This window comes from Luteibacter aegosomatis, from assembly GCF_023078455.1.
Classification (GTDB): Bacteria; Pseudomonadota; Gammaproteobacteria; order Xanthomonadales; family Rhodanobacteraceae; genus Luteibacter; species Luteibacter aegosomatis.
In genome coordinates, this window is the sequence record NZ_CP095740.1 from 4,182,815 (window position 1) to 4,202,792 (window position 19,978).

18 protein-coding genes and 1 tRNA gene are annotated in these 19,978 nt (G+C 63.2%); 5 read left to right on the top strand and 14 right to left on the bottom strand.

What is annotated here, in order from left to right; all coding sequences use genetic code 11:
- Positions 1-88 precede the first annotated feature (88 nt).
- Both L2Y94_RS18850 and L2Y94_RS18855 read right to left on the bottom strand, forming a co-directional pair.
- Positions 89-580 carry a hypothetical protein gene (locus L2Y94_RS18850; RefSeq protein WP_247371043.1) on the bottom strand — a complete coding sequence of 164 codons (492 nt, stop codon included), beginning with the start codon at positions 578-580 and terminating at the stop codon, positions 89-91.
- A gap of 95 nt (positions 581-675) precedes the next feature.
- Complete coding sequence (locus L2Y94_RS18855; protein ID WP_247371046.1) at positions 676-1,275, bottom strand: LuxR C-terminal-related transcriptional regulator; 600 nt, start codon at positions 1,273-1,275, stop codon at positions 676-678.
- Positions 1,276-1,593: 318 nt separating this feature from the next.
- Here L2Y94_RS18855 and L2Y94_RS18860 point away from each other — a divergent pair, with 318 nt between their 5' ends.
- On the top strand, positions 1,594-2,907 hold the full coding sequence (locus L2Y94_RS18860; protein ID WP_247371048.1) for an nSTAND1 domain-containing NTPase: 1,314 nt from the start codon (positions 1,594-1,596) through the stop codon (positions 2,905-2,907).
- Between the two features lie 153 nt (positions 2,908-3,060).
- Here the strand turns inward: L2Y94_RS18860 and L2Y94_RS18865 are convergent, their stop codons facing one another.
- The 3 genes from L2Y94_RS18865 to L2Y94_RS18875 all read right to left on the bottom strand — a co-directional run bounded on the left by L2Y94_RS18865 (position 3,061) and on the right by L2Y94_RS18875 (position 7,580).
- The gene (locus L2Y94_RS18865) at positions 3,061-5,079 is read right to left on the bottom strand and encodes a M13-type metalloendopeptidase (RefSeq protein WP_247371051.1); all 2,019 of its coding nucleotides are present in this window, start codon (positions 5,077-5,079) and stop codon (positions 3,061-3,063) included.
- Between the two features lie 135 nt (positions 5,080-5,214).
- Positions 5,215-6,525: an acetamidase/formamidase family protein gene (locus L2Y94_RS18870; RefSeq protein WP_247371054.1), complete on the bottom strand. Its 1,311-nt coding sequence runs from the start codon at positions 6,523-6,525 to the stop codon at positions 5,215-5,217.
- A gap of 167 nt (positions 6,526-6,692) precedes the next feature.
- Positions 6,693-7,580: a LysR family transcriptional regulator gene (locus L2Y94_RS18875; RefSeq protein ID WP_247371057.1), complete on the bottom strand. Its 888-nt coding sequence runs from the start codon at positions 7,578-7,580 to the stop codon at positions 6,693-6,695.
- A 107-nt stretch (positions 7,581-7,687) separates the two neighbouring features.
- On the opposite strand from L2Y94_RS18875, the gene L2Y94_RS18880 reads away from it, so the two are divergent.
- Positions 7,688-8,560, top strand: coding sequence for an SDR family oxidoreductase (locus L2Y94_RS18880; protein ID WP_247371059.1), 873 nt, complete (start codon positions 7,688-7,690; stop codon positions 8,558-8,560).
- Between the two features lie 382 nt (positions 8,561-8,942).
- On the opposite strand, the gene L2Y94_RS18885 is transcribed toward L2Y94_RS18880, so the two are convergent.
- Complete coding sequence (locus L2Y94_RS18885; protein WP_247371061.1) at positions 8,943-9,416, bottom strand: hypothetical protein; 474 nt, start codon at positions 9,414-9,416, stop codon at positions 8,943-8,945.
- 379 nt (positions 9,417-9,795) lie between these two features.
- Between L2Y94_RS18885 and L2Y94_RS18890 the strand changes: the two genes are divergently transcribed.
- On the top strand, positions 9,796-11,496 hold the full coding sequence (locus tag L2Y94_RS18890; protein WP_247371064.1) for an outer membrane beta-barrel protein: 1,701 nt from the start codon (positions 9,796-9,798) through the stop codon (positions 11,494-11,496).
- A gap of 85 nt (positions 11,497-11,581) precedes the next feature.
- Here L2Y94_RS18890 and L2Y94_RS18895 read toward each other — a convergent pair whose 3' ends face one another.
- On the bottom strand, positions 11,582-13,471 hold the full coding sequence (locus tag L2Y94_RS18895) for a M61 family metallopeptidase (protein WP_486617193.1): 1,890 nt from the start codon (positions 13,469-13,471) through the stop codon (positions 11,582-11,584).
- Positions 13,472-13,729: 258 nt separating this feature from the next.
- Here L2Y94_RS18895 and L2Y94_RS18900 point away from each other — a divergent pair, with 258 nt between their 5' ends.
- Positions 13,730-14,026 (top strand): hypothetical protein, encoded by a 297-nt coding sequence (locus tag L2Y94_RS18900; protein WP_247371068.1) that lies wholly within the window; start codon positions 13,730-13,732, stop codon positions 14,024-14,026.
- A gap of 480 nt (positions 14,027-14,506) precedes the next feature.
- Here the strand turns inward: L2Y94_RS18900 and L2Y94_RS18905 are convergent, their stop codons facing one another.
- The 5 genes from L2Y94_RS18905 to rplM form a co-directional block, all read right to left on the bottom strand.
- Positions 14,507-15,205 carry a hypothetical protein gene (locus tag L2Y94_RS18905; protein ID WP_247371069.1) on the bottom strand — a complete coding sequence of 233 codons (699 nt, stop codon included), beginning with the start codon at positions 15,203-15,205 and terminating at the stop codon, positions 14,507-14,509.
- 385 nt (positions 15,206-15,590) lie between these two features.
- On the bottom strand, positions 15,591-16,244 hold the full coding sequence (locus L2Y94_RS18910; protein ID WP_247371071.1) for a DUF6538 domain-containing protein: 654 nt from the start codon (positions 16,242-16,244) through the stop codon (positions 15,591-15,593).
- Positions 16,245-16,324: 80 nt separating this feature from the next.
- Positions 16,325-16,398, bottom strand: a tRNA-Gln gene (locus L2Y94_RS18915).
- A gap of 69 nt (positions 16,399-16,467) precedes the next feature.
- Positions 16,468-16,860, bottom strand: a complete 393-nt coding sequence (rpsI, locus tag L2Y94_RS18920) for a 30S ribosomal protein S9 (RefSeq protein ID WP_144916175.1) — start codon at positions 16,858-16,860, stop codon at positions 16,468-16,470.
- A 9-nt stretch (positions 16,861-16,869) separates the two neighbouring features.
- Positions 16,870-17,298 (bottom strand): 50S ribosomal protein L13, encoded by a 429-nt coding sequence (gene rplM, locus L2Y94_RS18925; RefSeq protein WP_144916172.1) that lies wholly within the window; start codon positions 17,296-17,298, stop codon positions 16,870-16,872.
- A gap of 271 nt (positions 17,299-17,569) precedes the next feature.
- On the opposite strand from rplM, the gene coq7 reads away from it, so the two are divergent.
- Positions 17,570-18,211, top strand: a complete 642-nt coding sequence (gene coq7 / locus L2Y94_RS18930) for a 2-polyprenyl-3-methyl-6-methoxy-1,4-benzoquinone monooxygenase (RefSeq protein ID WP_247371073.1) — start codon at positions 17,570-17,572, stop codon at positions 18,209-18,211.
- Here coq7 and L2Y94_RS18935 read toward each other — a convergent pair.
- Both L2Y94_RS18935 and speD read right to left on the bottom strand, forming a co-directional pair.
- Positions 18,208-18,894, bottom strand: a complete 687-nt coding sequence (locus L2Y94_RS18935) for an extensin-like domain-containing protein (protein ID WP_247371076.1) — start codon at positions 18,892-18,894, stop codon at positions 18,208-18,210. The genes coq7 and L2Y94_RS18935 overlap by 4 nt on opposite strands.
- Before the next feature lie 65 nt (positions 18,895-18,959).
- The gene (speD, locus tag L2Y94_RS18940) at positions 18,960-19,745 is read right to left on the bottom strand and encodes an adenosylmethionine decarboxylase (protein WP_036109987.1); all 786 of its coding nucleotides are present in this window, start codon (positions 19,743-19,745) and stop codon (positions 18,960-18,962) included.
- Between the last annotated feature and the right edge of the window lie 233 nt (positions 19,746-19,978).

Consider the following 19,978-nt stretch of genomic DNA (forward strand, 5'->3'; position numbering starts at 1 on the left):
CTTCAGGAAACCCCATAAAAAAACCCTCCCGGCGAACCGGAAGGGTCTCTCGAACAGACCGGCGCACGACGGCGCGGTCGCGGCGCGGTCAATTCATGGAGTAGGAATCCAGGACGCCGTCCTTGAACACGAAGCTGATCGAGTGATTCGAGGTGGTTTCCTTGCCCACCGTCTTGTCGGCTACCGCGCTCGCGCTGCCGTTGCCACCGTTGGCCTTGTTGTATTCGGCCTCGCCGATGTTCGTGGCGTGGTTCGAAGGCACATGGCTCCACAGCGCCGATACGCCACGGACCACCGCCGAGCGGGCCAGGCCATTATCCGACTTGGTCGACATCGTGTAGCTCCATCGTTCCGTGCCGTTCGAATCGAAGCTGGGCCTTTCCGGCTTGCCGTAGAGCTTCTCCACGTCGGCGGTGGTGCTCTTGTGCACCGTCAGGTTCTGCCTGACGAACGCCGGATCGTACAGCTCGGCCCGGGTCTGCGAAGGAGGCGCGTCGCTGGAGCGGTTGAAGATGCCTGCGTTGGCATCCGCGCTGGCCAGGACGAACACGATCAGGGCGAGGTAGATTCGGGTCTTCACAAGTCACTCCATGTCAGATCGATGAACGGTCACATTCCCTTCCGGAGGATAACCTCCGAATTATCTTACGAGAAGTGACCCCATCGGCAGTTTCGTCACTGCATGGTGGCGATCCCGGCCCGCAGGGCATAGCGGGTCAGCTCGGCGATGCCCTCCACGCCCAGCTTGGACTGGATGTGTTCCCGGTGCGTACCCACCGTCTTCATGCTGATGTGCAGGCGATCGGCGATCTTCCGCGTGCTGAGGCCCTCGGCGTAGAGCTGGAGCACCTCCCGCTCGCGAGGCGTCAGCACCGATTCGTCCCCCTTGCCGCCGCGGCAAAAGGCCTCCACGAGCACGTGGGCCAGCTCCGGACTGACGTGGTATCGAGCCGCCAGCACGCTGTCGATGCCTTCCACCAGGTGGTCGAAGGCGCAGCGCTTCAGCACGTAGCCATGGGCACCGGCATCGAAGGCCGCGCGTACGCTGGAACGGTCGCCGTTTTCGGACAGGCACAACATGCGCGTGGCCGAGCAGCGCGCGGCGACCCGGCGGGCCATCTCGAAACCGCCCATGCCAGGCATCGCGTCGTTGAACACCATGAGGTCGGGCCGCTGGTCCAGGCACAGTCGGAGGCCCTCCCTGCCGTCACCCGTGCTACCCACCACCTCAAAGCGATCATTGGCCGCCAGCAGCGCCGTCAATCCTTCCCGCATGATCCTTTGCTCATCCGCGAGCACCACTCTGACGGGCCGAGAGGCACCCATCCGCCCGATCTCGGGCGCCTCGCGACGCGGCTGTGACAGAATGCGCTCCACAGGACGGCCGTCCAGGTAACTTCCTTGCATTTACCTACTCCGGTTTAAGACTTCGCCTACCGTCGCAGATGACGCCAGCCGAAGTCCTTCCCGGAAGCTTACGGCCCGGAAATCGATTTCAGTTCAGGCACACCCAGCAAGATGTCGATGCACGGCGGAGACCGCCCCCACCACGACCTTAGGCCATTCACCGTCGGCGAATGGCACGTTTTCCCGATGCACCGCCGCATCGAGCGTTCGAACGAACGGCGAACGCTGGAACCGCGCCATGTCGACGTGCTCGCGTACCTGGCCTCGCACGCGGACGAAGTGATCGGAGTCGAACGCCTTCTCCAGGCATGCTGGGGAAACGTCTTCCACGGCGACAACCCCGTGCACAAGACCATCGCGATGTTGCGCAAGGCGCTGGGCGACGATGCGCGTTCGCCGCGCTATATCGCTACGGTACGCAAGCGGGGCTATCAGTTGATCGCGCAGGTGGACCAGGCCGCATCCCCCGCACAGGCCGTCCCGAATCCGATGCGCATGCCGTATCGCGGGCACCTGCCTTACGGCGTGGACGATGCGGGCGTTTTTTTCGGCCGCGCCCGCGCCACGGCCGAATTGCGCGATATCCTCTTCGACAGCTGCGCCCAGGATCGCCGCGTCGTCGTGGTGCATGGCGCCAGCGGCTGCGGCAAGACGTCCCTCGTCCACGCCGGCCTGCTCGCCTCGCTGTCCACCCCGTCGGCGCGCCACGAATTTCCGCTCGCTTCATGGATGCAGGTTGCGCCGCACGGTGTCGACGACGTGCAAGGCGCGCTCGCGACCACGCCGATGCACGAACGCGTCATCCTCGTCGCCGACGGCATCGAACGCATGCATCCGTCGACGGCACCGATGCTCGACCGCTTCGTCGCCGATCCACGCATCATGATCGTGGCCACGTGCCGCCACACCGAACTGGCGACGATGCGCCGCCACCCGTCGTGGGCCGCCCTCATGCGCGGCAGTGCGGATTACGCCGTGTCCGCGCCGAGCGCGGGCGAGATCGCCTCGATCATCCGCGACCCCGCGCGATCGTGCGGGCTGCGCTTCGGCCGCGATCCGGTCGACGCCCGCCAGCTCGATGACGTATTGCTGCATGACGCCTGGAGGCACACCGGATCCCTTCCCGCGCTCCAGTACCTGCTTCGTCGGCTTTGCGAAGCGCGGGATCACCTCGGCGTGATGCCGTTCGAGGCGTATCGCGCCATCGGCGGCATCGACGGCGCGCTGGCGCGCGACGCCGCGCGGCGTTTGCTGGAAAGCGGCTCCCCGCGAGGCGGCGTCCTGCCGCGGCTGCTTCGCCGCCTGGTGTGGACGGCTACCGACGGCGTGTTCCGCTCGCAACCGGTACCGTACAACACGCTCGACGACGAGGAACTCGCCCTGGCCGACGAACTCGTCGAATCGCGCCTGCTCGCCAGCCAGCTGGTCGACGGACGTGCGTGCATCACCGCACCGCGTCCATCGGCCACCGTGCTGTTGGCCGATGCGTTGCCTTCCTGACGAGCCGCCCGGACCGAACGGGCCTTCCAGGCTCACGGCCGAGAAGCTGTACCACCCCTCGGGGGCCTGGATCGCCTCATTGGCATCGTCGCCCCCAATCCGCCGGGCGGCCCCGCTCAACTCGCTGACGATCCGCGTGTTCCGCTCGCCGATTCACCAGAGTCGCACCCGTTCGGTAGGAGCCACGTACAGCTGCTGTCCTCCCTCGACATGGAAGGCTGAGTACCACGCATCGATGTTGCGTACGACGGCGTCGACCCGCACCGCATAGGGCGAATGCACGTCGTCGGCCAACTGCTGCCGCAACGCCTCCCCGGATTTGCGGCCACGCCACAGCCACGCCCAGCCGAGGAAGACCCTCTGGTCGCCGGTCAACCCATCGACGACCGGAGCGGGCCGTCCATGCAGAAATGCGTGATAGGCATCGAGCGCGACCGACAAGCCGCCCAGGTCGGCGATGTTCTCGCCAAGGGTACGACGACCGTCGACATGCACGCCCGGCAACGGCTCGAACGCGTCGTATTGTTGTATCAGCGCGTTCGCACGGTGTCGAAACGCACGGTCGTCATCGGTCGACCACCAGTCGCGACGGCGATTGTCGGCATCGATATGCCGGCCTTCGTCATCGAACCCATGGGTCCACTCGTGCCCGATGAACGCACCGAGAGCGCCGAAGTTATAGGCTGCGTCACGTGATACGTCGAACACCGGAGGCTGGAAAAGCCCCGCGGGAAACTCGACGTCGAGCGCCTCGCCGTTGTTCGCATCGACGGTCTGCGGAGCCTCGACCCATGCCGTGGGGTCAACGCGCTCACGCAGGCGTTCAAGCTGCGCTTGCCAATCCCCGGCCGCTATGGCGCGCGTATCGCCGACGAGATCGCCTTCGCGCAGCGACAAGCCCGACAGGTCAGCCGTCTGCGACGGTCCGCCCAGTTTGACCGTATAGGCATCGAGCTTGCGCAGGGCCGCGATACGGGTCGATGTCGACATCCACGGCTCATGGGCCAGCCGCTCGCGAAATGCCGACCGGAGCGCCTCGATCATCACCATCGCCTGACGTCGAACATCGTCGGGAAAGTAGCGCGCAAGGTAAAGATCACCCGCTGCCCACCGAAGGCTGCCGAAGCAGTCCGCATCGGGACCGCCGCCCCCCACGCACTGCGTACCCGTGGCGCCGCGAACGGCAAGCTGCCAGGCCGGCAAGGGTACCGCTCGGCCGGTTAGCGCCTGCTCATGAAAACGCTGCCACGCCGATACGAGATCAGCCGTGAGGTAGGGCGCGGCGCGGTCCATGGCGCGGGCGGTCATCCACGCCCTCAACGTCGCCATGGACGCATGCGCATAGCGCTCGGCCATGGCATGCAGGGCATGCGGCCGACTCACGGCGAGACGCGCGTCGGCGGGCACGTCCAACGCGCGCAGGAACACGTTTGCGTCGAAGGGGGAGACGCCTCTTACCCATGCTGCCCGATCGACAGGATGGGCGATGTCATCTTCCTCGCGGGTCGAATCATGAGCCAGCATGGACTCGAACGAGAGCACCTCGTCTGCCGCTTTCGGCGCATCCGGCCACGAAGCCTTTTTCAGCAAGAAACGCAGGTAATCGCGATATGCCTCTCGCTGCGGCGCGAATCCCGGCGCGAAGTAATCTTCCGCCGCCGGAAGTCCTTGCACTCCCGGTTCGAGAAACACGGCGTAACGATGGCCATCCGCGTGGTCCACGTCGACATGGGCGTCCACCAGCGAGCCGACGAAGTCGACCTGCTCGCGCCCCATCAACACGGCCAGCGCCGAACGATCCGGCGCTTCGGCGATGGCGCGCAGCAGGGACGCGACAGGCGTCAGGCCCGATGCCTTCCGGGCGGACGCATCGCCGAAGGCTCGATAGTAAATGCCGACCTTTCCCGCGTTCGTATCGGGCGGCGCCGTCGCTGTACCGTCAAGGATCGAGCGCAGCTTAGCGTCCATGCCGTCGATCGCCGACTGCATGGCGCCGACTTCGGCATGATCCGCAGACATCGGTGTGACATCTAACCAGTGACCGTTGGCATAACGAAAGAAGCCGTCGCCCGGCGAGGAGAAGGGGTCCATCCCGAGCGGCGTCTGGGCAAGCACGGCGAAAGCCGGAGCGACCAACAGAGCCGATACCGTCAGCCGGGTACGCCAATCCATGCCGTTTGCGCCGTATGTGTGGGATCTGCCGAGTATAGGTCGCACCCCGATCGGACGACCATATCCCCTGCACGATGACAGGTTCGTTGCACCGGCGCAGATCGCGGCCAACGACGAGCCGCCCGGCTTCGCGACCTATTCCGCGCGATCCGCGCGCACGTGAGGCGAAGGAAGCAGGCGCTTGTCGAGTTTCGCGGCCACGCCGACGCTTCGTCCGGCGAGGTTCGCCACGTCGTAGTGAATCGCGCTGCCCATCACCTGCGCCACTTGCGATAGCGTCATGCCGTAGTCGCTGCGTAGCCATTGGATCATGCCCGTGCTGGCCGCCTTCAAGGCATCGTCCAGCGACCCCGCCTGACCGAGCACCATGATGCGTTCTGCGGATTCGACGCGCGGCATCGCTATCGGTCGACCGTGGATGAGGTCCACCGTGACGGTCACGTCCATCGACGTTTCCAGCGCGTATTGGCTGGTTTCGCCGTCGCCCTGGAGGGCGTGGGCATCACCGACATACAGCAGCGCGCCGGGCTGCTGCACCGGGAGATAGACGGTGTTGCCTTCGATCACCTCGTTGAAATCCATGTTGCCGCCGAAGCGACTCGTATCGCCCGTCGAGATGGGCGGCATGCCGAATCCCGGCGCGACGGCCAGGCCGCCGAGCATCGGTTTTACCGGCACCACGTAATCGCGCAATGCACCCGAAGCGTTCTCCGGGCGCGCGAGCCCCTTCTCGCGATCGAGTATCCAGCGAACGGGCTTCCCCAGAAGCCCGGCGTCGGGGACCAAGGATGCGCCGAGCGCGCGACCGACGATGGTGTCGAGGCTGTCGGCGTAGTCGCGATTCAGGCGCAAGCGGCGGATGTGCACGACCAGCGTGTCGCCGGGAACGGCACCGGCAACGAAGAACGGCCCGGTTTGCGGATTGCCGAACAGGGCTCGCGTCACCCCCGTTTCGTCCACGCCTCCCGAGTCGAGCGTGGTGGTATGGATGGTGTCGCCCGGCCAGACGACGAGCACGGGTTTCCGATCCGCGTCCCACGTATTGGAGTAGCTGTCGGGCCGGTAGTCCCATAGGCGTGGCCCGCCCTTCCTCTCGGGGAGTTTCCAGCCCGTCACCGCATGCGTCACCCGACGGCTACCGTCATTGGGATCGGGAAGATCGGCCGTGCCGGTCACCTCGTCCTTCGTTCGACGAAGCCGGTATCGCGAGACCTGGCCCTGTCCATCGGTGCTTTCGAGCACCAGTTGGTGACCGTCGACCTTACCGGTGATGGCATCGCCGTCGAGGCTGCCTTCGAGCCGACTCTTCTCCTGATGCGCGATCAAGGTGGAAAACGCCGGCGAGTGCCAGAGGTCGGTGCGGAGAACCCACGTATCGTCGGCGTAGCTCGCGGCTGAGAGGACCACCACGGCGAAGGCCAGAACATGTCGGACAGCAGGAACCACGGTCGCTTCTCCCCAATTGACTACGCTTGTAGTCAAGACTACATATGTAGTCAACGAAGAGGAAGTGACGTGTGGCCTATGTCGGGATGCCCCCTCACGGTGCCGAAACGAACTATTCCGTGCCCCGCTTCATCCCGGAGGAAACGCCACTACACGAAGGATCGGGGTCATCGGGAAGGCGTCGTGGTGAACGAGCCGTCGGGGTACTGGCCGACGATGAAGTCGACGAACGCCCTAACCTTAGGACTCTGCAGGCGACGCGACGTATGCAACACCCAGAGTTCGACCTCGCTCCCCACGCTTCCCCACGTCACCACCGCCCCACGCTCGATGGCACTCCCCAGGATGGATTCCGGCAGCAGCGCCACGCCCGCGCCGGCGACGACGGCGTCGCGCACCATCAGGAGCGAGGAGAGGCGGAGCACCGGCTGCGGAGATACGCTGAGTCCACCCCCGCGAGCCGTCCAGACGTCACCGTCGCGGTAGGTATTCATCACGACGGCGGGCACGGCAGCAGGGGCCTCACCGTGTTCCCTGGGCATCGGAATCGAGGGTGGCGCCGCCAGCACGAGGCGGTCCCTCGCGAAGCATCGTCCCACCAGGTCGCTGTCGTCCTGCGGGTTGATGCGGATGGCGACGTCGAAATGCTCCTCGACCAGATCGACGAAGCGATCTTCCGAGACGGTCTCGACCTGGACGTCGGGATACAGCGCCACGAACCGGGCGACGAGCGCACCCAAGGCCACCTGGGAAAAAAGCTGCGGAGCCGCGATTCGCAGCCGCCCCCGCGGTGCACCCATGCCGTCCCGCGCGGCGGCGAAGGCTTCGCCGACCTCTCGCAGGGGGCCTTCGGTCCGGCTCAGGAGCACCTGCCCGGCCTCCGTCAGCGCGAGGCGCTGGCTCCCTCGCTCCACCAGGCGAACACCCAGCGCCTCCTCGAGATCCGCCACCCGGCGCGACAGCGTCGCCTTGGACCGACCGGTCGCCCGGCTGGCCTTGCCGAAGCCGCCGTGGGCCGCCACCCGCTGAAAATCTTCCAGGGCACTCAGATCCATACCGTCTCATTTTCGATGCGAGGTGTCTCTATTCTACGATCTGTGTTTCTCCCGTGGCACTACCTATCGTAGTGGATACCTCATCCATACCTTTCGGGAGACCCACCATGACCATCCTCGTTACCGGAGCCACCGGCACCGTCGGCCGCGAAGTCGTCCATCAGCTCGTCAAGCGCGGCGCCGACGTTCGGGCGCTCGTTCGCGACCCTTCCAAAGCCGCGCTGCCCGAGGGCGTGGCGATCGCCAAGGGCGACCTGCTCGACGTCGATTCCCTCCGCAACGCCTTCACGGGCGTATCCACGCTGTTCCTGCTGAACGCCGTCACTTCCGACGAATTCACGCAGGCGCTCGTCGCGCTCAACGTGGCGCGCGAGTCGGGGATCGAGCGCATCGTGTACCTGTCGGTGATCCACAGCGACGTCTACGTCAACGTGCCCCACTTCGCCGTCAAGTTCACGGTGGAGCGCATGATCGAAACCATGGGGATACACGCGACCATCCTTCGCCCGGCGTACTTCTTCGACAACGATCGCTCGATCACGGACGTGATCACCGGGCACGGCATCTACCCCATGCCGATCGGCGGCAAGGGGCTCGCGATGATCGACGCTCGCGACCTCGGCGAAATCGCCGCCATCGAACTGCAGCGCCGCGAGCAGGCCGATGCGCCGCTTCCGCTCGAACGGTTCCATGTCGTGGGGCCGGAGACGTTGACCGGTAAGGACATCGCCGGCATCTGGTCCGACGTGTTGGGCCGTCCGGTGGTCTACCCCGGCGACGACCCGGCGGGATTCGAAGCCAACCTGCGACAGCACATGCCCGGCTGGACCGCCTTCGACATGCGCCTGATGAGCGAACGCTTCATCAGCGACGGCATGCTGCCCAAACCCGGTGACGTCGAACGCCTGACGACCATGCTGGGACGTCCGCTTCGGTCGTATCGCGACTTCGCGCGAGACGAGGTGGCCGGCTCCCGCTGATACGCTGAACCCGGATCCCCGAGTTGGGGGGCTTGCAACGGCGACCGCTAGATATGGGGCGACAGGATTTCCCGGGATGACCCCGTGCGCAGATTCGGCACGCACGGGGACAACCCGTGCCGTCATCCGGGACGGCTTTCATCGCAAAAATCATGATACGAATTGGAAGTGGCGGGGAATCATTCCGGCCAACTTCCTAAAGCGTTGTTTCACAAAGCTGGCTTAGACCGCGTGGATGCGGCAAAAGCGCCCCTTCAACGACAACAGCGGAGAATAGCCTCGTCAATGGTAGATTCCAAAGATGTCTGGACTCGTCATGCAGGTCAGACTCTGCAAACGCTTTAGCCTTGAAATGTCATTGACGAACGGCGACACATTTTAATCAATGCACTGCGATATGGAGACCGCTCCCTCCTGGCACTGCATAATAGCTAGCATCATGCATAACGCTTTGAATGCAATGCACGATGGCACAGCTCTGCTCAACGGTCATTCCTGGCGGCAACTCGCCAAATGGAGCGGCAGCTGTCGCCTCATAGAAGCCAACGGGATCACACCACCAACCCGTATCGCTTTTAGCGCAATTGAATCCGTCGATGAAATAGCCGCCACGACCATTGGGATTGCAAACCACTTGGTCGACTCGATAGTAAGGTCCCGGGGTGACACCCGGAATCGTTTCCTCATAAGCCGGCACGATATTGCAGAATGAGATCTCGATGCCGTTGTAGTGACCCTGCGCATCGAAATAATACGTTGCTTCGCCAAACTGCTTTGCAGCAAATGCAGGGGCTGCTGCAAACAACGTTAGTGACAGGAAAAGAAACCCCTTGAACGACAGTCTTACCCAACGCATATGAGAAGTCCTTATGTGCAAAGTGAAGGGTCGCCTTCAATACAGACGACGCATCCTTATCAGACAAATTGTTAAAATTCGCAAGATTATGCGATACGTCCTCCATCCAGTGGCTCATCAAAAGAAAGCGTCCCTTTCTACCAGCATAAACAACGATCTATGCGTTGGACTTTTGTTTCTCATCCTAAGGCACTCCTGCTTTCTTGCCGAAATCCCCCATTAGTTTGTTTAGTGCTCTATACATTTCGCACTGGCAGTTGCATAAGCGCCGACGCAGGAAGACATCAACAGTACTGACGATAGAGCGGAGGCGGACTCTACCTCATCGGTCCAGATTGGCGGTGACCTGCCGTACGTTCGTGCCAACTCCGACAGCCCGGTGGTCAATCAGATCCACAATTACCTGTCCGACGCCAACCAGCGTCCCGCGCTCGATGGCGAGAACCGGACGCGCGGCTGGCGCATCGACCTCGAGTACCGCCTCGGCGACCACGACATCAAGGGTGGTTTCGACCGCCAGATGCTCTTCACCACCACGGGTTCGGCCAGTGCCAACCTCGACGAGTTCGGCGGTGAATACCTCTATATCGTGGATCCCTCGGGCGCGAACCCGCTGGGCCTTGTGCAACGGACCCGCATCGCAAGCGGCGGCAACTACGCGCTGCTTCTCAAGGCGGCCTACCTGGAAGACAACTGGCAGGTGAGCGACCGCTGGCTTGCCTACATCGGCCTCCGAAACGAAGCGTTCACCAACTACAACAACGCTGGCGAGCCCTTCATGAAGCAGGCCGCGCAGTGGGCTCCCCGCCTCGGCCTGAGCTGGGACGTGAACGGCGATTCGTCGTTGAAGGTGTACGCCAACGCGGGACGTTACTTCCTCGCGCTGCCCAACGGCGTGGCGGTTCGCGGCGCCGGCGGCTCGTTGTTCACCACGCAGACCTTCACGTTTACCGGCGTGGATCCGACCAACGACATGCCGCTCGGCCTTACGCCGATCGAACCGGTGCAGTCCGCGAACGCGGAGTTTGGCCAGCCGCGCGATCCACGTACGGCCCGTATCAAGGACCTGAAGTCGCACTACCAGGACGAATTCATCGTGGGTGCCGACAAGCAGGTCACCGACGACCTCACCGTGGGTGCGCGTGCCATCTATCGCGTGCTGAAGTCGCAGGTGGACGATACCGCCGACAGCCGTCCGGTCTGCCGCTTCATGGTGGCCAACTACACCGACTATTCTTCCTACGACCAATGCGTGGAAGACTTCACCTATCAGGGCATCATCTTCAACCCGGGCAAGGGTGCCGAGTTCGACGTGAACATCGCCGCGCCGAACGATCCGGTGGAGCTGCGCCACATCAAGCTCTCGTCGAAGGATCTCGGCTTCCCGGATCCGAAGCGCAAGTACGCCTCGCTCAACGTGTACGCCGAGCATCCGTTCAGCAACAACTGGTACGGCCGCGTCGATTACACATGGTCGCACAGCTACGGAAATACGGAAGGCCAGGTGAAGTCGGACATCGCCCAGCAGGACGTCGCCGCCTCGCAGGACTGGGATTTCCCCGAGTTCATGAACTGGGCCGGAGGCAACCTGCCAAACGACCGTCGTCATCAGTTCCGTGCATTCGGCTACTACCAGTTGACTCCGGAGTGGCTGGTCAGTACGACCATACTCGCCGCCTCGGGCCGCCCGAAGAGCTGTATCGGTTCGTGGTTCGTCGACGAAGACGGTCGCTACACCGATCCGTCCAACTTGTATATGACCAGCGCCAATGCCGGTGGTGCGTACCACGTCTGCTATGGCACCCCATCGCCGCGTGGGGCCAAGGGTAACCTGCCTTGGACCTATTCGCTGGATGCGGGCGTCACGTGGAGTCCGGCTTTCGCAGACCACAAGCTGTCGTTTACCGGCACGGTGTTCAACATCTTGAACACGCAGCGCATGACCGTGTACGAAGAACGTGCTCAAGGCGGTCCGGTGCGCAACGGCTCGAACGGCGGTAACCCGCTGGCGGTCTACAAGCGCGCCATCGACTACTCCACCCCGCGTTACTTCCGCTTCTCGGTCCAATACGACTTCTAAGGCATCGCCAGCAAGGCATTATTAGAAAGACGAAGTGTAACTCCCCAGATTGCCGTCCCCGGCGGGAGCCGAGGACGGCTTATTTTTACTTGCGCGCGCCGATGATCTCGCTGAGATAGTCCGGCGTGCCCTCGACGCGTACGAGGTGCGGGTACTGCAAGCCGTCGTGGTAATCCACCGGTACCGTGCGATAGCCGCCCTGATACTTGAGCAGCAGCACGATGGGCGATTGACCACCCTTGGCGGCGGCGATCTCGTTCTTCAGCACGTCTTTCGAATACGCCTTGCCGTTCACCGCAACGAGGGTCGCGCCGGTGCTGATACCGGCCTTGAAGGCGGGGCCATCCCAACGCACGTCGTTGACCTCACCCTCGTCGTTCATCGTGAGGCCGATCGACCAGGCGAAGTTGTACAGATGCCGGGACGGCTCGTGGCGGCTGTTGTATTGCTTTTCGTACGCGCTTTCCTGATCGGTGTAGACCAGTTTCCAGCCTGTGGCCGCGATGCCGTCGAGCAACGGCGGGTTGACCGTATTGACGTGCGCGCGAAGGAAAGTGGCCCAATCGTACGGCGCCACGCCATTCAAGGTGGCCACCACCTCGTCGAAGGTGTATGTCCTGGGCACATAGCTGCCGTCGTCGACACCGAAGAACGCATGCGCGAAATCGTCGAGCGATTTCCTGTCGTGCGTGAGGCCGCGCAGCTTGGCGTCCACTTCCAGCCACATCATCTGGCCTCCGCTGTAATACTCCTCGCTCATCTGCCAGCTGCGATACGGCAGTGCCGTGCGGTGGGCGGCCGTCGGATCGTTGGTGGTGTCCTCGAGCGTACGCCACTGGAGCCCGACGCGGTTGCGATCGTAATTGGCGGCCGTCATGGCCAGGGCATCGCGGAACTGCTGCGGCGACCAGATCCCCGAACGCGCGGTCAGCACGAATCCCCAGTACTGGGTCTGCCCCTCGTAGACCCAGAGCAGCGAGTCGCCCATGGGCACGTTGAAATTGGGCGTCCAAAGATCGGCGGGGCGCCGGAACTTGCCGTTCCACGAATGCACGTATTCATGGGCCAGCAGGTCGCGCTCGGGCGCCGCCTCGTTCCAGGCGGTGAAATAGTCCGAACCCAGGCCGTCCTCGCTGGATTGGTGATGTTCCGTGCCGTTGCCACCCAACTGGTCCGATAGGGAGAACAGGAAATCGTAGTGATCGTAGTGATGCGATCCGAAGAGCTTCACCGCTTGCGTGACCAGCGCGCGATGCACCTTGACCTGCTCGGGCGTCATTTCCAGGTCGCCGGGTTTGTCGCCGAAGACATCCAGGTGCACCGGTGCCTTGTCGCCCGGATTCAGGTCGACGCGCTTGAAGTAGCGGCCTGCGTACACTGGTGAATCGACGAGATTATCGAACGTCACCGGCCTGAAGGTCGTGGTATCGCCCGACGGCGACGCCGTCTCCAGGGCCGTGCCGAACTGCCAGCCATGCGGCAGGGTCATGCTCGGCACGAACGTGATACCCCGCGTGAAATAGCCGGCTGGATACAGGGCGACCTTGCTCCACTCCATGTCCATCATGCGATCGGTGATCTCGAAGCCGCCATCGCGCGGCGAGAGGTACTGGAATTCGGCATCGATCGCGGATACATCCGCGGGCACATCGAGATGGAAGGCGTACACGTTGTACTTGTCGCGTTTCCACGCCAACGGCTTGCCATTCGCCGTGAGCTTGAGTCCGGCGAGCATCGCGATCGGGCCGGACGGCGAATGGTCACCGGGTATCCACTGGGGATACAGAAGCGTCAGCTCGCCTGCCTTGACCGGTATCGTTTCATGGACGCGAAAAATGCCCTGGGCCGTATCGCTGGCATCGACGTGCAGCGTTATCCGACCCGGATAAGGCACATCCTGCGGCGGCGGTACCGCGTCGGCGCCTATCTGCTGAGCACTGGCGGACCCCGCCACCATGCCCGTTATCAAAGCCATGCCGAGCAAGAATTTACGATGGACGGCAGGCGACGCAACGCGACGAACGTAGGACATGGAGGTATCCGGCGATGGGAACGGTAAGCGCGCAACTTACCATTACCGTCATCGGATAGGACAAGGCCGCCGTCGCTGGAAGATCTGATCGCAACGCGTGGAGACCCCAACCGATGGCACGGATGCAGTGAAGATGAAACCCGTAATATCTACCAAGGGCGCTGATGCGTCCTCTCCTTCACTCATCGAGGCATTTCATCCATGCGTGCATCGCTATCGGCCGCCCTGCTGTCCACCCTGCTCATCGGCACACCCGCGTTCGCGGCTACGGGCACCGGAAAGATCGAAGGCCATTGCAAGGCCGGCCAGCAGTTGGTGATCACCGCCGAGCGCTCGAAGGCGGTCGTCGGCGCCACGTGCGACAAAGCGGGTACGTTCCACGTCGACCACCTGGGACCGGACCAGTACTTCATTCATACCGGTGGCTCCACATCGGATGCCGACGCGACCGGCGTGCCGGTGCTGGCGGGTCGCGTCTCTTCCGTCGACGTGAAATAGCGCCGCGACATCGAGTACCGACTGGCGTCGGGCCGATTGTCGGTGCCCCTGCCAACAAGCTACGGCGTGGCAGCGCGCGCCGCGGGAATAGGCCGAACACCTATCGCCTCTGGTCCGAGCCGATCATCGGAATGAGACACCCGCGACGCCACAGATGACGTCGCGGGTGCGCCTTAGCAGGGTCGCCGAAGCAGCGTGACTTCGCATGCAGGAAGCGAGGAACCGACACCAAGTCCTGAAAAGCAAAAGGCCTCGCTTTCGCGAGGCCTTTTGCCAGTTTGGCTGGGAGACTTACCCCCCTGTAACAGGGCCTAAGCCATTGACTGATAAGTCCCTGATGCGCGAGACAACTTCGGTGGGATTGACCTCCGAAGTTGACCGAGAATGGGAAGGCTATCAGGCGGCAACCGTTACGCCAAGATCACCTTCTGGGGCTTTTCAACCACGCCTCGATTTTATGTCCGTGTGCAGGCGATGAGGTCATCGGGCTGGATCTCGATACACCCGCACGGTCGCAAGCTCAACGATGTCCGTTAGCTTCCCATCAAAACCCGGAAGGGGTTTGAATGGGTAGGTTTCTATTTCCCGTCCGTCCCTTTTTTCTTTGTCCCGATAGGCGTTCACTTGCGCCCAGTAGGTTGCTGCCGTGCTTCGTGAATGCTCAAAAAAAGCGCTCACGTCGGGGCTCACCATCCAAAGTTCAAAATGGCGTTCCTCGACCAGCTTGGCTTCTCCGCCGACCCAGACCTTGTCGGCTGACCATGTGCGCTTTTTGTCCTTGCCCTGCACGTTCAACTTGATCTTGGCTTCGGGATAGAACGGATCGCGGTCGGTGAACCGGCGAACTAACCAGAACTCCCAACCGTCTCGCGGGCGCCCATAGATTTCGCCCAGAAAGTCGGTTCTGACGGGGCAATGGTCACCTGGCCGCGGCGAAGTGATTGAACCGGTCGGCGCCGGCCCCCAACGCTTAGCCGCCCTCGGCGGCAGGTAATAGGACACGATCGCCAACAGGAAGAACGCGATTGCCGCGTAAAGAATGAACTTGGTGCTCCCCATCACCACTTGGTTATCCTTCCACTTCACATAAATGATCGCGGTGGCAAGGAACAGCAAAAACGACAAAACTGCGGACAAGCTCCACAGGTTCCTGAAAATCTTCTTGATCAACTCTGGCACGGTAAAAAATCCCCTGTAAACGCGCCGACTAGTGCTGGTCAGCGACCCATGCAACTAACTTATCGTCAACCAGCACAGCATCAAACCAGCCACGGATCAAGAGCAAGCATCGAGCTCCGGTGACAGCCCAAGCTCAGTGCTGGACCTCACGGGCCCGACTTGCGAAACGCGGCTCGATTTGAGCCACATAATCCAGATGTCCGAGCAGGCTCTTCACCGCGTCGGCCTTTTTGGCGACCGATGCTGCCGTACGGATTTCGTCAACCTTTGCTTGATCAGTCGGTGCTGCTCCTTGGGCGCCGCGGCTTTGCCCCGCCGGATCTCGACCCCGGTGATGACTTTGACGGATCGCTTGGGAAGCACCTTGGATTGCCGGGGTGGACCTTTACCTTTTGCCGGGCAAAAAGGCGCCGCGCCCATTCCAAATCGGGCACTCCACACGCTGGCCATGGGGCGCGTGATCGCCCCAACACGCAAGTGGTCTCCGATCGTTTCGGCAAACCCGTCCAGTGCGCGGGAGCGCTGCGACCAGGTGTTGGGTTTGAGTGCCGCCCCCCTCGATCTCGGCGTAATCCTTGATTGCCTCGTCAAGGGTCGGGCCGCTTGGCACGGGGGCCGAACCTTGCGCCAGCCGTTGACCACGCCGCTCTAAATACGGGCGCAATGCCTCCATGCCTTGGCGGTGATCTTCGTCCGTCGCATTCGAGCGCAGCTTGTCGCCTTCGGGGGTTTCCCACTCCCATTTGCGAACCGTCAGACCCAAACGCCGGGCCAGATCGTCTCCCTCATCCTGCTCGTCACCATCGCCGCCCCACGACACACCGCCCATGCCCTGTCCTCCCTGCCCGGCCATGGCGAAGATTTGAGCACACTTGGCGCTGAGGACATAAGACCAGGCGCGAGCCTGGACCGGATCGCGGGTTCTCAATGATTGTTTGATCAGACTGCGTCCCAGGGCCGCCTGGAGCTGCCGGGGAACGACCACGCGGAAATACCAGATGCCGGACGTGTCCCGCCAAAGATGATGTGCCAAGCGCATGACTTATACCGACCAAGCCGCCTGAGCACGAAATCACAGGCAACAAAAAAGCCCCTGATTTCTCAGGGGCTTTTCGGTGTTGGCTGGGAGACTAGGATTCGAACCTAGATAAACGGAGTCAGAGTCCGTTGTCCTACCGTTAGACGATCTCCCAATAAACCGGGATTCGATGCGCTCTGACCGTGATGCATCGAATGTTGAAGCAGGTAATTCTAAAACAGAATTAGCGCTTCGAGAACTGCGTGGCGCGACGGGCCTTGTGGAGACCGACCTTCTTACGCTCGACTTCGCGGGCGTCGCGGGTCATGAAACCGGCCTTGCGCAGCGGCGACTTGAGCGCTTCGTCGTACTCGACGAGGGCGCGGGCGATGCCGAGGCGGATGGCGCCGGCCTGGCCCGTGATGCCGCCACCGGCGACGGTGACCATGATGTCAAACTTCTCGGAATTGTCGGTCAGCTCGAGCGGCTGACGGACGATCATGCGCGAGGTCTCGCGGCCGAAAAACTGATCGAGCGGCTTGCCGTTGACCACGATGCCACCGGTGCCCTTGCGGAGGAACACGCGGGCGGCGGAGGTCTTGCGGCGGCCGGTACCGTAATTCTGCTGGGTAGCCATGTCGGTTCCTTAGATTTCCAGCGCCTGCGGCTGCTGTGCGGTGTGCGGGTGTTCGGCGCCGCCGTACACCTTGAGCTTGCGGTACATGGCGCGACCCAGCGGGTTCTTCGGCAGCATGCCCTTGACGGCGATCTCGATCACGCGCTCCGGGTAGGTGGCCAGAAGATCCTTGAGGCTGGTGGTCTTCAGGTTGCCGACGTAGCCGGTGAAGCGGTGGTACATCTTGTCGTCCAGCTTGGCACCGGTGACAGCGACCTTGCCGGCGTTGATCACGACGATGTAGTCGCCGGTATCGACGTGCGGGGTGAACTCCGGCTTGTGCTTGCCACGGAGACGGCGAGCGACCTCGGTCGACAGACGACCCAGGGTCTTGTTCGTGGCGTCGATCACGAACCAATCGCGCTTGACGCTCTCCGGCTTGGCGCTGAACGTTTTCATTTCGAAAATACCTGGTTTGCCGCCCTGAGAGGCGGAACACGGAATCGGTGAAAGCAAAGACGCGAGAGAATAGCGGAACCGCCCTTCATCGCGCAAGCCCACCAGATAGGTGAGCTTCGGGCCGACAATCATAACATGACGACAGGGCCGTATCGCAACCCTGCCACGGACGGGACATCCATCGGCGCGACAAGCGGCCGCAGCGGCGATGGCTCCGTTCGGGGCGGCGCGCATTGTAACGTGTGTCATCCCCCTTCGTCAGGAGTATCCCATGTCCGTCCGCACGCTGAGCCCTCTCGACCGCCTGCTGGCCGGCCTGGAGCGCGCCATGGAGGCCGTGGCCGGTTCGCCCGAGGCGGCACGCCCCTCCCCGGGGGACGCCGTGGCCGACGCCGCGATGGACGATGCCGAGCGCCGTCACGCCGCGGGGCTCATGCGGATCAACCACGTCGGCGAGGTCTGCGCCCAGGCGCTTTATTACGGACAGGCCGCCCTGGCCCGCACGGACGAGACCCGCGCCCACCTCATGCATGCCGCGCAGGAAGAAACCGACCACCTCGCCTGGTGCGCCGAGCGCCTGAACCAACTCGACAGCCGCCCCAGCCTGCTCAATCCCCTCTGGTACGCCGGCAGCTACGCCATCGGCGTGGCGGCGGCGGCCGTGGGCGACCCGATCAGCCTGGGCTTCGTGGTGGAAACCGAACGCCAGGTGGAGGCCCATCTCGCCGAGCATCTCGAGCGCCTGCCGTCGCAGGACGCGCGCTCCCGCGCCATCCTGCGCCAGATGCAGGCCGACGAGGTGCGCCACGCCGAGGCCGCGCAGGCCCGAGGCGGCGTCGACCTGCCCTTCCCCATTCCGCACCTGATGCAGGCGGCCTCCGCCGTCATGAAGACGGTGGCTTACCGTCTCTAGTGGCAGAAGCCGTATCCGCGCCCCTGCACATGAAAGTGGGTGCGGTGGGCCGCGTTGTAGTCAGGCCCCAGGAAGGCGCCGAAGTAGTGGCAGCCGTCGCCCTGCAAGACCTTGAGGAAGGGCGCGCGGGCAGGATCGAGCCAGTCCTTTTCGATGCTTACCCGGCGGCCGTCGCCCAGCCGGAACCCCGTGATGTCGAAGGCGTCCGCTCGGGCATGGCGGCTGAGTGGCGCCTGCTCGCGATGGTAGACGTTGCGGCAGGCATAGCTGCCCACGTGATCGATGGCGCGCACGGGCTGGCCGAACGCGACCCGCGCGCCCGGCTGCAGCACGTTGCGGTCGAACAGCACCAGCGACGCCGCGAGACGGCAGGTGAGCATCACGGGCGAGGCGAGCTTCGCGTCCTCGAGCGCGGAAAGGCGCACCGCGTTCGACCAGCCGCATCCGTCGGCCTGCTCTCGGTCGGCCAGCGGCTCGAAGACGGCCCCGGCATCGCGCAGGGCGGCCCGGCAGCGTGGCGCATCGTCGGCCAGTCGGGAAAGCTTGTAGCCGAGGAAGAGGTCGGGCTCGGCGCGCAGGTCCAGCGGCGCCCACGGGTTGTATCGGTCGGGCGGCCGCCAGCCGCTGGACCAGGCCAGGGCCCCCACGGCCAGCAGGAGGGCGAAGAGCAGCCAGGCACGCATGGACGCACCCTAGCCGGGACAAGGTGAAGCCCAACGAAAAAGCCCCGCTTTCGCAGGGCTCGTCGTCACATCAGGTTGCGGCCGTGGAAGAGTTCTTCGATCTCGCGGCGCAGCAGCGACTCGATGCGCTGGCGTTCCTTGAAGGAGAGATCGTCGGCCTGGGCCTCGAACAGGTAGGTGTCGAGGTCGAAGTCCTTGATGTGCATTTTGGTGTGGAAGATGTTTTCCTGGTAGACGTTCACGTCGAACATCTCGTACTTCTGGCGAATGTGCTTGGCCAGGTAGTCCTGCACCGAGTTGATCTTGTGGTCGATGAAGTGCTTCTTGCCCTTCACGTCGCGCGTGAAGCCGCGCACGCGGTAGTCGGCGATGACGATGTCCGACTCGAAGCTGTCGATCAGGTAATTGAGCGCCTTCAGCGGGGAAATGACGCCGCAGGTGGCCACGTCGATGTCGGCGCGGAACGTGGCGATGCCGTTGTGCGGGTGCGTTTCCGGATACGTGTGGACGGTGATGTGGCTCTTGTCCATGTGCGCCACGACGGCGCCCGAGATGGTGTCGCGACCCAGCTTCTCGACCACCGGCTCCTCGGAGATGAGGATGGTGACCGACGCGCCCTGCGGATCGTAATCCTGGCGGGCGATGTTCAGGATGTTGGCGCCGATGATCTCGGCCACGTCCGTAAGAATTTGCGTCAGGCGATCGGCGTCGTACTGCTCATCGATGTATTCGATGTAGTTCTGGCGCTGCTGCTCCGAGACGGCGTAGCAGATATCGTAGATGTTGAAGCTCAACGCCTTGGTAAGGTTGTTGAAACCCTGCAGGCGAAGGCGGGGAAGCGGTTTGACCACAGCGACTCTCCGAGGCCGGGGAACGGCCAGCAGCAGACGCGGGTTAGCAGCAAGGGTCCCCGCAATAGGATGAAAGGCGACGCGCAGACGGGCAGTGTGCCCGCCCCTCGTGAACGGCGTGAGACAGGGCCCATGCGCCGAGGGGGTGAAATTATGGGGCAAGATGGTCAGGATTTGAACACGTTCCGTGATCCCGTCCCCGAATAGGTGGATTCCGGTGACCGGATGTCTGC

Bases quoted from the DNA above. Each gene is read 5' to 3' on its own strand.
- L2Y94_RS18855 (WP_247371046.1), bottom strand. From the start codon at position 1,275: ATGCGGGAAGGATTGACGGCGCTGCTGGCGGCCAATGATCGCTTTGAG.
- L2Y94_RS18895 (WP_486617193.1), bottom strand. From the start codon at position 13,471: ATGGCTTTGATAACGGGCATGGTGGCGGGGTCCGCCAGTGCTCAGCAG.
- L2Y94_RS18900 (WP_247371068.1), top strand. From the start codon at position 13,730: ATGCGTGCATCGCTATCGGCCGCCCTGCTGTCCACCCTGCTCATCGGC.
- L2Y94_RS18860 (WP_247371048.1), top strand. From the start codon at position 1,594: ATGCACCGCCGCATCGAGCGTTCGAACGAACGGCGAACGCTGGAACCG.
- rplM (WP_144916172.1), bottom strand. From the start codon at position 17,298: ATGAAAACGTTCAGCGCCAAGCCGGAGAGCGTCAAGCGCGATTGGTTC.
- L2Y94_RS18865 (WP_247371051.1), bottom strand. From the start codon at position 5,079: ATGGATTGGCGTACCCGGCTGACGGTATCGGCTCTGTTGGTCGCTCCG.
- L2Y94_RS18875 (WP_247371057.1), bottom strand. From the start codon at position 7,580: ATGGATCTGAGTGCCCTGGAAGATTTTCAGCGGGTGGCGGCCCACGGC.
- L2Y94_RS18935 (WP_247371076.1), bottom strand. From the start codon at position 18,894: ATGCGTGCCTGGCTGCTCTTCGCCCTCCTGCTGGCCGTGGGGGCCCTG.
- rpsI (WP_144916175.1), bottom strand. From the start codon at position 16,860: ATGGCTACCCAGCAGAATTACGGTACCGGCCGCCGCAAGACCTCCGCC.
- L2Y94_RS18885 (WP_247371061.1), bottom strand. From the start codon at position 9,416: ATGCGTTGGGTAAGACTGTCGTTCAAGGGGTTTCTTTTCCTGTCACTA.
- L2Y94_RS18910 (WP_247371071.1), bottom strand. From the start codon at position 16,244: ATGCGCTTGGCACATCATCTTTGGCGGGACACGTCCGGCATCTGGTAT.
- L2Y94_RS18880 (WP_247371059.1), top strand. From the start codon at position 7,688: ATGACCATCCTCGTTACCGGAGCCACCGGCACCGTCGGCCGCGAAGTC.
- coq7 (WP_247371073.1), top strand. From the start codon at position 17,570: ATGTCCGTCCGCACGCTGAGCCCTCTCGACCGCCTGCTGGCCGGCCTG.